Source organism: Actinomadura opuntiae (genome assembly GCF_030283205.1).
Lineage (GTDB): Bacteria > Actinomycetota > Actinomycetes > Streptosporangiales > Streptosporangiaceae > Spirillospora.
Map to the genome: position 1 here is coordinate 147103 of NZ_JASNWF010000008.1, position 11700 is coordinate 158802.

The window sequence follows — 11700 nt, forward strand, 5'->3', positions numbered from 1 at the left end:
CGGCCGGCTGTTGGACACGTCACACTTCCCGGTCAGGAGACCACGCTCGCGAAGGCCTTGCTCTCCAGGAACTCCTCCAGGCCGGCGACGCCCATCTCGCGGCCGATGCCCGACTGCTTGTAGCCGCCGAACGGGACGTCCGGGGCGAAGTAGTTGCCGCCGTTGATGCTGAGCGTGCCGGTGCGGATGCGCCTGGCGACCGCGATCGCCCGCTCCTCGCTGGCGCTGTGCACAGCGCCGGACAGGCCGTAGGCGGAGTTGTTGGCGATGCGGACGGCGTCGTCATCGCCGTCGTAGGGGATCACCACCAGGACGGGCCCGAAGACCTCCTCCTGCGCGATCTCGCTGTCAGGGTCGACGCCGCTCAGCAGCGTCGGGGTGTAGAAGAAGCCGGGATCGACCTTCTCGCCACCGGTCACCAGCTTGGCCCCCGCATCGACCGCACGGCGCACCATCCCGTCGACCTTCTCCCGCTGCCGCTCGCTGATCAGCGGCCCCATGTAGGTCTGCGGGTCGGCCGGGTCGCCGTAGGGGACGCCGGCGAGCTGCGCGGCGACGCGCTCGACGATCGTGTCGTGCTGGGCGCGCGGCACCAGCAGGCGCGAGGTGATCGCGCATCCTTGTCCGGCGTGCGAGCAGATGGTGAACGCCGCGGCCATCGCGGTCAGGTCGGGGTCGGCGTCGTCCAGAACGACCATCGCGGACTTGCCGCCGAGTTCGAGGAAGACCCGCTTCACGGTGCCGGCCGCCGCCGCCATGATCTTGCGGCCGGTGGCGGTGGAGCCGGTGAAGGTGACCACGTCCACGTCGGGGTGCGTGGTCATGACCTCGCCGACCGCCGCCTCCGAGGAGGTCAGGACGTTCACCACGCCGGCCGGGATGTCGGTGTGCTCGGCGATCAGCTCCGCCAGCGCGAGCGTGACCAGCGGGGTGTCCGGCGCGCCCTTCAGCACGACCGTGCAGCCGGCTGCCAGCGCGGGCGCGAGCTTGGCCAGCGCGAGCTGGTTGGGGTAGTTGTACGCGGTGATCGCGGCGACGACGCCCGCCGCCTCCTTCTCGACCCAGCGGCGGTGCCGCCGCCCGCGGGCCTCGATCTCGCCGAGCTCCTCGGTGAAGGAGTACCCGCGCAGCAGGTCTGCGTAGTAGAGGACGATCCCCAGCGGCTCGTCCAGCCCGGCGCCGTAGGTGACCACGCGCGGCGCGCCGGTGTCGGCGATCGTCAGTTCGCGCAGCTCCTCCTTGTGCTCGGTCAGCGCCTCGTGGAGCTGCTCCAGGCACCGGACGCGCAGGGCGGTGTCGGTCGGCCAGGCGGTGCTGTCGAACGCGCGGCGGGCCGCGGCGACGGCGGCCTCGGCCTGGGCGGGCGCGGCGTCCGGGGCGTGGCCGAGGACCCCGCCGGTGGCCGGGGCGATCGACGGGTAGGTCCGCTCCCCGTCCACCAGGCGCCCGCCGATCAGCAGGCGGCGCGCCCCGCCGCCCGGCCGCCCGGCCTCCGGTCCGCCGTGTCGCTGAGATCCCATCCCCGCCTCCTCGCTGTGGAAATCTGATTCTCCTGTAGGAGAACAGGAACTTCAAGGCGTCGCCTGCCGGGCTTCCGGGGCGGCCACCGAGGAGAGTATTGTTCTCGTAATTGATAAGAAAGTTCTACCCCCGTGGATCGCCCGCCGCCTCAGAGAGGACGACGTCGTGAGCGTGGACGACGAGGCTCGCAAGAAGAACCGCTACCAGTTCGACCGGCACACCCCCGAGTACCGCCGGCAGTTCACGTCGATCACCCATGAGATGCACCAGAAGTGCCCGATCGCCTGGTCGGACACCTACGACGGGCACTGGGTCGCCGCCGGCGCCGCCGAGGTGTTCGAGCTCGCCCGGTCCGCCGACAAGCTGTCGAACGACCACGACGTGAAGGGCGAGCGCCGCGGCTACAAGGGCATCACCATCCCGACCCTCGATCCGCCGCCCCCGGTCCGGGGCGGCTTCCTGGAGATGGACCCGCCCGAGCAGCGCCACTACCGCCAGGCGCTGAACCCGTACCTGTCCCCCGCCGCCGTGCAGCGCTGGATCCCGTTCGTCGACGAGGTCGTGCGCGCCTGCCTGGACGAGAAGGCCGAGAGCGGGAGGATCGACTTCGTCGACGACCTGGCCAACGTCGTGCCCGCCGTGCTCACGCTGGCGATGCTCGGCGTGCCGGTGAAGAAGTGGGCGGTCTACAGCGAGCCGACGCACGCCTCGGTGTACACGCCGCACAACTCGCCGGAGCTGCCGCGGGTCCGCGAGCAGCAGCTGGCCCTGTACCGGGACCTGGCCGGCCAGGTGGCCGCGATCCGCGAGAACCCGCGTCCCGGCATGATCGACGCGCTGGTGCGCGCCGAGATCAACGGCGCGCGCCCGGACGACCTGGAGCTGCTCGGGGTGCTCGGGCTGATCATCGGCGGCGGCTTCGACACCACGACGGCGCTGACCGCGCACGCGCTGGAGTGGCTGTCGGAGCACCCGGACGAGCGGGCGCGGCTGTCGCGCGAGCGCGACGCGCTCCTGGACCCGGCCACCGAGGAGTTCCTGCGCTACTTCACCCCCGCCCCCGGGGACGCGCGGACCTTCTCCGAGGACTGCGAGATCGCCGGTACCCGGTTCAGGGAGGGCGAGCGCGTCTGGCTGTCCTGGGCGATGGCCAACCGCGACCCGTCGGTGTTCAGCGACCCGGACCGGATCGACCTCGAGCGGTCGGGCAACCGGCACCACTCCTTCGGCCTCGGCATCCACCGCTGCATCGGCTCCAACGTCGCGCGCACCGTCTTCAAGCGCATGCTCGTCCAGGTGCTGGACCGCATGCCCGGCTACCACTGCGACCCGGAGGGCGCCGTCCACTACGAGACCATCGGCGTCATCCAGGGCATGCGCCACCTGCCGGCGACGTTCGACCCGCACCCGCCGCTCGGCCCCGGCCTCGACGAGACCCTCGACATCCTGCAGAAGGCGTGCGACGAGCAGCGGCTCGCCGAACCCGTCACGCGGCGCAAGGCCGCCGCGAAGATCACCCGCTGACCGCGACGACGAACGGAGGGGCCCGGCCTGATCTGGCCGGGCCCCTCCGTTCGCGGCGGCGCCCTCTCCGCTAGGCCCGGGAGGCGGCGGGCCCGGCGGCGGGCGCCACCATTCCGAAGGTCTTGGTCTCCAGGAACTCCTCCAGGCCGGGCACGCCCTTCTCGCGGCCGATGCCGGACTGCTTGAAGCCGCCGAACGGGGTGTCGGGGAAGAAGTAGTTGCCGCCGTTGACGCTGTAGGTCCCGGTGCGGATGCGTCGCGCGATGGCGAGGCACCGTTCGTCGTCGGTGCCGTGCACGGCGCCGGACAGGCCGTAGGCGGAGTTGTTGGCGATGCGGACCGCGTCGTCATCGCCGTCATAGGGGATCACCACCAGGACGGGCCCGAAGACCTCCTCCTGCGCGATCTCGCTGTCAGGGTCGACGCCGCTCAGCAGCGTCGGAGTGTAGCAGAACCCCGGGTCGACCTTCTCCCCACCGGTCACCAGCTTGGCCCCCGCATCGACCGCACGACGCACCATCCCGTCGACCTTCTCCCGCTGCCGCTCGCTGATCAACGGCCCCATGTAGGTCTTGGGGTCGCGGGGGTCGCCGCAGGCCACCTTGCCGAGGTAGCGCGCGACCCGCTCGACGACCTCGTCGTGCAGCGGGCGCGGCACCAGCAGCCGGGAGTTCAGCGCGCAGGCCTGGCCGGCGTGCAGGCAGATCCCGAACGCCGCGTTCATCGCCACCGTCCGGACGTCGGCGTCGTCCAGCATGATCAGCGCGGACTTGCCGCCCAGCTCCAGGCGCACCCGCTTGATCGTGTCGCCGGCGGCGGCGAGGATCCGGCGGCCGGTCGCCGACGAGCCGGTGAAGCTGACCACGTCCACCTCGGGGTGCGTGGTCAGCGCCGCGCCGACCTCGACCGCGGAGGAGGTGAGGACGTTCACCACGCCGGCCGGGACGTCGGTGTGCTCGGCGAGCAGCCGGCCGAGCGCCAGCGTCACCAGCGGCGTGTCCGGCGCGCCCTTCAGCACCACCGTGCAGCCCGCCGCCAGCGCGGGCGCGAGCTTCACCAGCGCGAGCTGGACGGGGAAGTTGTACGGGGTGATGGCGGCGACGACCCCGGCCGCCTCCTTCTCGACCCAGCGGCGGTGCTGCCGCCCCAGGTACTCGGCCTCGCCGAGGTCCTCGGTGAAGGAGTACTCGCGCAGCAGGGCCGCGTAGTAGCGGACGAGGTCGAGGGGCTCGTCGAGCTGGGCGCCGTGGGTGAGCATGCGGGGCGCCCCCGCCTCGGCGATGAGCAGCTCGCGCAGCTCCTCCTGGTGCTCGGCGAGCGCCTGGTGGAACTGCTCGAGGCAGCGGACGCGCAGCGCCCGGTCGGTCGCCCAGCCCGTCTCCTCGAAGGCCCGGCGGGCCGCCGCGACGGCGCGCCCGGCGTCCGCGACCGTGGCGTCCGGGGCCTCGCCGATCGCCTCGCCCGTCGCGGGGTCGGACGAGGTGAAGGTCCGCCCGGACGTCACGAGCCGCCCGTCGATGAGCAGCCGGGCCCCGGCGTCGTCCCCGATCGGCATCCGCGTCCTCCCACCAGCCGGAAATATCATTCTCAAAAAACGATATCTTATGTACCGTGCCATGAGAAGCTGATGATGCTCCCCGCGCGCGGCAGGCTCCGGCCGCCGCCCGCGGCAGGCGAGCGGAAGGGCAGGAGTGACGCAGGCATGAGCGAGCAGAACGCGAGCGCGCGGCGGACGGCGATCGTCACCGGCGGCGGCTCGGGCATCGGCCGGGCGATCGTCCACCGGCTGGCCGAGGACGGGTTCGCCACCGCGGTCCTGGACCTGGACGCCGGCGCGGCCGAGCGGGTGGCCGGGGAGGCGTGCGAGAAGGGGCACGAGGCGGCCGCCGTCGGGGGCGTCGACGTGTCCGACCGCGCCGCGGTGCAGGAGGCGGCGCGGCGCGTCCGCGACACGTTCGGCCCGGTCACCGTGCTGGTCAACAACGCCGGGCTGACGGGCTTCAAGAAGTTCCTGCACATCACCGACGAGGTCTGGGACCGGATCATCGCGGTGAACCTCAGCGGCCCCTTCTACTGCGCCCAGGCCGTGGTGCCGGACATGGTCGAGGCCGGCTGGGGCCGGATCGTGAACATCTCCTCCTCCAGCGCGCAGTCGGGACAGCAGTTCATGACGCACTACGTGGCCTCGAAGGCGGGCCTCGTCGGCTTCACCAAGGCGCTCGCGCTGGAGCTCGGCCCGGACGGGATCACGGTGAACACCATCCCGCCCGGGTTCGTCGACACCCCGATGCTGCGCGCCTCCGAGGAGAAGGGGCTGCTCGGCGGCACCGTCGGCGACCACGCGGACCGCACCCCGGTGCGGCGCCCCGGCCGCCCCGAGGACATCGCCGCGGCCTGCGCGTTCCTCGTCTCGGAGGAGGCGGGTTACATCACCGGCCAGGTGATCGGCGTCAACGGCGGCCGCAACACCTGAGCACGCCGGGCCCGGCCGCGCCCGGACTCCGTTGATAATATCCTTCTCTTCATTGAGAATCGCTCTATCGGAAGCGCCAGGACGAAGGGACACCGGTACCGGTGAAGGATTTCGAGGCCCTTGACTTCTTCCGCGACGACGCGCTCGTCGCGGACCCCTACCCGTACTACGAGGCGCTGCGGAGCCGGTGCCCGGTGCACCGCGAGCCCCACCACGACGTGATGATGGTGACCGGCTACGACGAGGCGCTCCAGGTCTACAACGACACCGACACGTTCTCCTCGTGCGTCTCGGTGACCGGCCCGTTCCCCGGGTTCCCCGTCCCGCTCGAGGGCGACGACGTCAGCGAGCTGATCGAGCGGCACCGCGACGAGCTCCCGCTGAGCGACCAGCTCCCGACCCTCGACCCGCCGCTGCACACCGCGCACCGCGCACTGCTCATGCGGCTGATCACCCCGAAGCGGCTCAAGGAGAACGAGGCGTCCATGTGGCGGCTCGCCGACCGGGTGCTCGACGACTTCCTCGACGGCGGCGAGGGCGACGCGATCGACGACTTCGCGGCCCCGTTCACGCTGCTGGTCATCGCCGACCTGCTCGGCATGCCCGAGCAGGACCGCGACGAGTTCGCCCGGACGCTGCGGCAGGCCTCCGGCGGAGGCATCGGCGGCACCGGCGAGGAGACCCTCGCGCACAGCCCGCTGGAGTTCCTGTACGACCGGTTCGTCCCCTACATCGAGGACCGCCGCCGCGAGCCCCGCGACGACGTCCTCACCGGGCTGGCCACCGCGACGTTCCCGGACGGGTCGATGCCCGAGGTCGAGGACGTCGTCCGCGTCGCCTCCAACGTCTTCGCCGCGGGCCAGGAGACCACCGTCCGCCTGCTGGGCTCGGCGCTGAAGCTGATCGCCGAGGACCCGGAACTGCAGGACCTGATGCGCTCCGACCGGGACCGCATCTCCAACTTCGTGGAGGAGACCCTCCGCGTCGAGAGCCCCATCAAGGGCGACTTCCGGCTGTCCCGCGTCCCCACCACGGTGGGGGGCGTCGACATCCCCGCCGGCACGACGGTGATGCTGGTCAACGCGGCCGCCAACCGCGACCCGCGGCACTTCGACGACCCGGGGACGTTCGACCCGTCCCGCAAGAACGCCCGCCGGCACATCGCGTTCGGGCGCGGCCCCCACACCTGCCCCGGCGCGCCGCTCGCGCGGGCCGAGGCCCGGGTGGGCATCGAGCGGCTCCTCGACCGGACGACCGGCATCCGCATCTCCGAGCGCTGGCACGGCCCCGCCGGGAACCGCCGCTACAGCTACCTCCCGACGCACATCCTGCGCGGTCTGGCACACCTGAGCCTGGAGTTCACCGTCGCCGGCGACGCGGAGGGCACGGCCCGATGAAGGTCACGGTCGACGAGGACCGCTGCCGCGGCCACGGGATCTGCTGCACCGTCTGCCCGGAGGTGTTCGACCTCAACGACGACGGCTACTCCGAGGTGCTGACGCCGGAGGTCCCCGCCGGGTTCGAGACGGCGGTGCGCGCCGCCATCGCCCAGTGCCCCGAGCGGGCGATCGCCGAAGGCTGACGCGCGGGCCGGGCCGGATCCAGGCCCGGCCCGGCCTCAGTCGCGGGACCTCAGTGCCCGCCGGGCTTCAGCACCTCGTCCAGCGCGTCGATGGCGCCGTCCAGAACGCCCAGGTCGGCGCCCTGCGCGGCCGCGATCGTCCGGACGACGTCGACGTCCTTGCCGAGGAACCCGCTGACCGCCTGCGCGAACGCCGCGACCGACCCGCGCCCCGCCACCCCGGCCAGGGCGCGGCTGGCGCTGCTCGCGTGCGGCAGCGCGGCGAGCAGGGCGGCCTCGTCCACTCCCAGCTGCTCCGCGAGGCGGACGGCATGGGCGAGCAGCCCGATCTGCGCGGCGAACAGGGCGTTGTTGACCAGCTTGACGCGCTGCCCGGCGCCCAGTTCCCCGACGTGGACCAGCGGGTCGCCGTAGGCCTCCAGCGCGGGCCGCACCGTGGCGACGTCGGCGGTGGCGCCGCCGGCGAAGAGGGTGAGCCGGCCGGCCGCGATGTCGTGGGGCCCGCCGCTGACCGGGCAGTCGATCACGCCGACGCCGTGCGCGGCGGCCCGGTCGGCGACGGCCTTCGCCGTGTCCGGGCTTCCGGTGGTGTGGAGGACGACGACTGACCCGCTCGGCATCCCGGAGAGCAGGTCGCCGCCGAGGCAGACGTCCCGGACCTGCTCGTCGCTGAACACGCACACCAGCACCGCGTCCGCGCCCTCGGCGGCGTCGGCGGCGCGGGCGACGGCCCGCACCCCCAACTCTTCGAGCGACGCACGTGCCGCAGGCGACCGTCCCAGCACGAGGACGTCGTGCCCCGCCCCGGCGAGCCGTTCCACCATGGGCCGCCCCATACGCCCGGCGCCGACGAACCCGATGCGCATCGCTGCCTCCTCGCTGCCCGGCCGTCCCGGTCGCCGCTCTAGATTGACCGTCTCAATAAGGGAGATTAGCATTCTCACTACAGAGAATGGAGTGCTCAATGAATCATCGCGTCGTCCAGTGGGCCACCGGCAACATCGGCGCCCGCGCCCTCCGCGGCGTCATCGAGCACCCCGACATGACCCTGGCGGGCGTGTACGTCCACTCGCCGGACAAGGCCGGGATCGACGCCGGCGACCTGTGCGGCCTGGGCGCCACCGGGATCGCCGCGACGCGCGACGTCGACGAGATCCTCGGCTTGGGCGCCGACTGCGTCCTCTACATGCCGCGCGCCCTCGACGTCGGCGAGGTGTGCCGCTTGCTGGAGTCCGGCGCGAACGTCGTCACGACCCGCGGCGAGTTCCACCACCCGGCCGGCGTCCGCCCCGAGGTCCGCGCGCGGGTGGAGGCGGCCTGCGAGCGCGGCGGGACCTCCGTGCACAGCACCGGCAGCAGCCCCGGTTTCATCAGCGAGGCCGTCCCGCTGACGCTGGCGTCGATCCAGCGGCGGCTCGACCGCCTGGCCATCGGCGAGTTCGCGGACCTGTCGAAGCGCGACTCCCCCGGCCTGCTCTTCGACGTGATGGGCTTCGGCAAGGCCCCCGCGGCGTTCGACGAGCGGCGGCTCTCGCACGGGCGGGTCAGCTTCGGCCCGTCGCTGCGCCTGGTCGCCGAGGCCCTGTCGATGCCGCTCGACTCGGTGGAGGCCTCCGGGGAGGTCGCCACGGCGCGCCGCCCGGTCCGCATCGCCGCGGGCGAGCTGGAGGCGGGGACGGTGGCCGCCCAGCGGATCACGGTGTCCGGCATGCGCGGCGGCCGGGAGGTGCTGTCCTTCCGCGCCGTCTGGTACTGCACGGCCGACCTCGACCCCGAGTGGGACGTCCGCGCCACCGGCTGGCACATCGCGGTGGAGGGGGACGCGCCGCTCGACATCGACATGCGGTTCCCCGTGCCCATCGAACGGATGGCGGACGTGTCGCCGGCCTACACCGCCAACCGCGCGGTGAACGCGGTCGCGGCCGTGTGCGCGGCGGCACCGGGGATCCGGTCGACGACCGAGTTGCCCCACATCCTTGCCACGCTCGGCTGACCTGCACCGGGTGGCCGACCGGCACCGCGCGGGCCCGCCGTCACACCCCGGCCGGTTCGCCCCTGCGGAAGAACTCGGTGGTGCCGCCCGCGTCGGCGGGAACGGCGGCGGCCGCCAGGGCCTGGGCCTTGAAGGCGCGCGCGGCCGCGCTGAGCCGGTGCGGCAACCACGCCCCCTCCCCCGTGCGCTCCACCGCCCCCGCGTCCAGCGGGCGCATGCCGTCCCAGAGCGTGACCTCGACCGCGTCCTCGTCGAGCGCCCTCAGCACCATCCGCCGGACGCGGGGATCCGACCTGTACAGGCCGGCGCAGACCGCGATGGCCCGCGGGCGCGGGCCGCGGACGGGCGAGGCGAGCGCGCAGTCCAGGTCGGCGGGGCGGGCGCCGAGGATCCGCAGCGGCCGGGGATCGGCGCGGTCCGCGGTGAGGACGGTGGCGTCCCAGCCGGCCGTCACGCGGTCGAACAGCCAGCCCCCCGCGCAGCGGACGGCCTCGGCCATGCTCGGGGTGACGACCAGGAGCCGGTTCCTCAGGCACCGTCCGGCGGCGGGGCGAGCTGCCGGGAGAGCGATGCGGTGTACTCCTGGAAGACCTCGGTCAGCGGGATCGAAGGGTCGAGCAGCCATGATGCCTCTATCCCATTGAGAAAGGCGGCGATCTCCACGGCCTTGACGGCCGGATCCAGGTCGGTGCGGTACCGGCCCGAGCGCTGGCCCCGGCGGATGGTGCCGGCGATGGTGTCCAGCGCCGCCCGGTACCGGCTGAGGAAGCGGTCGTGCAGGGGCGCGTCGGGGTCCAGGTTCTCCATCTGGAGGACGGCGAACATGCCGATCAGGTCGGGGGTCTCCTGGAACCTGCGGGGGACCTGGGACAGTTGCGCGACGATGTCGTCGGAGGTCCGGTCCGCCCGGGCGTCGTCGTAGGCGTCCCGGACGTCGAGTGCGGAGTGGAGCAGCTGCTCCTTGGACTGGAAGTGGTGCAGCAGGCCGGCCGGGCTGACCCCGGCCTCCCGGGCGATCTGGCTCAGCGTGATGCCGCGCCACCCGTAGGTGCGCAGCAGCCGCTGCGCCGCCGTCAGGATGCGCTGCCGGCGGTCCTCGCCCTTCGCCAGGAGCGCGGCGTACGGCCGCTGATCGGTCACCGGGCCTCCCTCACCAACCTACTGAAAGTACATTAGGTTGGTTAGCCGCGTGTGACAAGGGTCACTCACCGGTAACCTGTGGCCGGCGGCGGGCTCAGGGGCGCGGCAGGCGCGCCCCCTCCCGCTCGGTCCGTGCCGGGTCGCTCACTCGGCCGCCGCCACCGCCGCACGGGCGCGGGACCGGTAGGCCTCCAGCTTCTCCTCGGGGGCGATCAGCCGGCTGCTGCGGGACTGGATGGACACGTCGTGCCCCTCCGCGGCCCTGCGCAGCGCGCCGACGGTGGCCTGCTCGCGCGGGACGTGCGCGAACGGGTCGAAGTTGTACCAGCGCATCGCGTTCTCGTGCGTCATCTTGTTGACCTCGTCGTCGGGCACTTCGCAGCGCTCCAGCACCGCGTGCAGCTCCTCGGGGGCGCCGGGCCACATGGAGTCGCTGTGGGGGTAGTCGGCCTCCCAGCAGATGTTGTCGATGCCGATGTCGTGCCGCAGCCGCACGCCGAGCGGGTCGCTGATGAAGCAGGTCAGGAAGTGCTCGCGGAACACCTCGCTGGGCAGCTTGCCGCCGAAGTCCTGCAGCGTCCAGGTGGCGTGCATCTCGAAGGTCCGGTCGACCCGCTCCATGAAGTAGGGGATCCAGCCGGTGCCGCCCTCCGACAGCGCGATCTTGATGCCGGGGTACTCCTTGATCACGCGCGACCACAGCAGGTCGGCCGCGGCCTGGACGATGTTCATCGGCTGCAGCGTGATCATCACGTCCGGCGGGGAGTCGACCGCCGGGATCGACAGCCGTCCCGACGAGCCGATGTGCACGTTCAGGATCGTGCCGGTGTCGACCAGCGCCTGCCACAGCGGGTCCCAGTGGTCGCTGTGGAAGCTGGGGTAGCCCATCGCGGCCGGGTTCTCGCTGAAGGTCAGCGAGTGGCAGCCCTTGGCGGCGACGCGGCGGACCTCGTCGGCGCACAGCTGCGGGTCCCAGATCACCGGCAGCGCCATCGGGATGAACCGGCCCGGATGCGCGGCGCACCACTCGTCGATGTGCCAGTCGTTGTAGGCCCGCACCAGCGCGAGCGAGAAGTCGGAGTCCTCGGTGGCGAACAGCCGCGCCGCGAACCCGGGGAAGGACGGGAAGTTCATCGACGCCAGGATCCCGCCGGCGTTCATGTCCTTGACCCGCTCGTTCACGTCGTAGCAGCCGGGCCGGATCTCGTCCAGGCCCTGCGGCTCCAGGCCGTACTCCTCCTTCGGCCGCCCCGCCACCGCGTTCAGCGCCGCGTTGGGGATGACGGTCTCGCGGAACTTCCAGACGTCGCTGCCGTCGTCGCGGTGGACGAGCTGCGGCGCGTCGTCCCGGTACTTCTTCGGCAGGTGGTTCACGAACATGTCGGGCGGTTCGATGATGTGGTCGTCGACGCTGATGAGGATCATGTCCTCGCGTTTCATGGCGTTCCTTTCGGCTGGGGCGGGCCG

Annotated in this window: 11 protein-coding genes; 5 read left to right on the forward strand and 6 right to left on the reverse strand. The window is 72.5% G+C overall.

Features of this window, described 5'->3' with window-relative positions; translation table 11 throughout:
- Positions 1-32: 32 nt before the first annotated feature.
- On the reverse strand, positions 33-1520 hold the full coding sequence (locus QP089_RS18865; protein ID WP_285912969.1) for an aldehyde dehydrogenase family protein: 1488 nt from the start codon (positions 1518-1520) through the stop codon (positions 33-35).
- Positions 1521-1686: 166 nt separating this feature from the next.
- Here QP089_RS18865 and QP089_RS18870 point away from each other — a divergent pair, with 166 nt between their 5' ends.
- Positions 1687-3045, forward strand: coding sequence for a cytochrome P450 (locus QP089_RS18870; RefSeq protein ID WP_285912970.1), 1359 nt, complete (start codon positions 1687-1689; stop codon positions 3043-3045).
- A 70-nt stretch (positions 3046-3115) separates the two neighbouring features.
- Here the strand turns inward: QP089_RS18870 and QP089_RS18875 are convergent, their stop codons facing one another.
- Entirely contained in the window at positions 3116-4600 is a 1485-nt protein-coding gene (locus QP089_RS18875) for an aldehyde dehydrogenase family protein (protein WP_285912971.1), read from the reverse strand.
- Positions 4601-4747: 147 nt separating this feature from the next.
- Between QP089_RS18875 and QP089_RS18880 the strand changes: the two genes are divergently transcribed.
- The 3 genes from QP089_RS18880 to QP089_RS18890 all read left to right on the forward strand — a co-directional run bounded on the left by QP089_RS18880 (position 4748) and on the right by QP089_RS18890 (position 7100).
- Complete coding sequence (locus QP089_RS18880) at positions 4748-5518, forward strand: SDR family NAD(P)-dependent oxidoreductase (protein WP_285912972.1); 771 nt, start codon at positions 4748-4750, stop codon at positions 5516-5518.
- Positions 5519-5619: 101 nt separating this feature from the next.
- On the forward strand, positions 5620-6915 hold the full coding sequence (locus QP089_RS18885; RefSeq protein WP_285912973.1) for a cytochrome P450: 1296 nt from the start codon (positions 5620-5622) through the stop codon (positions 6913-6915).
- Entirely contained in the window at positions 6912-7100 is a 189-nt protein-coding gene (locus QP089_RS18890; RefSeq protein WP_285912974.1) for a ferredoxin, read from the forward strand. Before QP089_RS18885 ends, QP089_RS18890 begins: the two co-directional genes overlap by 4 nt.
- A gap of 50 nt (positions 7101-7150) precedes the next feature.
- Here QP089_RS18890 and QP089_RS18895 read toward each other — a convergent pair whose 3' ends face one another.
- Positions 7151-8038: an NAD(P)-dependent oxidoreductase gene (locus tag QP089_RS18895; protein WP_285913255.1), complete on the reverse strand. Its 888-nt coding sequence runs from the start codon at positions 8036-8038 to the stop codon at positions 7151-7153.
- 26 nt (positions 8039-8064) lie between these two features.
- Here QP089_RS18895 and QP089_RS18900 point away from each other — a divergent pair, with 26 nt between their 5' ends.
- Positions 8065-9093, forward strand: coding sequence for an NAD(P)H-dependent amine dehydrogenase family protein (locus QP089_RS18900; protein WP_285912975.1), 1029 nt, complete (start codon positions 8065-8067; stop codon positions 9091-9093).
- Between the two features lie 40 nt (positions 9094-9133).
- Here QP089_RS18900 and QP089_RS18905 read toward each other — a convergent pair whose 3' ends face one another.
- From QP089_RS18905 to QP089_RS18915, 3 genes are all read right to left on the reverse strand, one after another.
- Positions 9134-9592, reverse strand: a complete 459-nt coding sequence (locus tag QP089_RS18905) for a hypothetical protein (RefSeq protein WP_285912976.1) — start codon at positions 9590-9592, stop codon at positions 9134-9136.
- A 29-nt stretch (positions 9593-9621) separates the two neighbouring features.
- A complete protein-coding gene (locus tag QP089_RS18910; protein WP_285912977.1) occupies positions 9622-10233 on the reverse strand; it encodes a TetR/AcrR family transcriptional regulator in 612 nt (203 codons plus the stop codon).
- Positions 10234-10377: 144 nt separating this feature from the next.
- Positions 10378-11673, reverse strand: a complete 1296-nt coding sequence (locus QP089_RS18915) for an amidohydrolase family protein (RefSeq protein ID WP_285912978.1) — start codon at positions 11671-11673, stop codon at positions 10378-10380.
- Positions 11674-11700 lie beyond the last annotated feature (27 nt).

Coding starts and splice junctions, on each gene's coding strand:
- QP089_RS18865 (WP_285912969.1), bottom strand. CDS start 1,520: ATGGGATCTCAGCGACACGGCGGACCGGAGGCCGGGCGGCCGGGCGGC.
- QP089_RS18875 (WP_285912971.1), bottom strand. CDS start 4,600: ATGCCGATCGGGGACGACGCCGGGGCCCGGCTGCTCATCGACGGGCGG.
- QP089_RS18880 (WP_285912972.1), top strand. CDS start 4,748: ATGAGCGAGCAGAACGCGAGCGCGCGGCGGACGGCGATCGTCACCGGC.
- QP089_RS18890 (WP_285912974.1), top strand. CDS start 6,912: ATGAAGGTCACGGTCGACGAGGACCGCTGCCGCGGCCACGGGATCTGC.
- QP089_RS18895 (WP_285913255.1), bottom strand. CDS start 8,038: ATGCTAATCTCCCTTATTGAGACGGTCAATCTAGAGCGGCGACCGGGA.
- QP089_RS18900 (WP_285912975.1), top strand. CDS start 8,065: ATGAATCATCGCGTCGTCCAGTGGGCCACCGGCAACATCGGCGCCCGC.
- QP089_RS18905 (WP_285912976.1), bottom strand. CDS start 9,592: ATGGCCGAGGCCGTCCGCTGCGCGGGGGGCTGGCTGTTCGACCGCGTG.
- QP089_RS18915 (WP_285912978.1), bottom strand. CDS start 11,673: ATGAAACGCGAGGACATGATCCTCATCAGCGTCGACGACCACATCATC.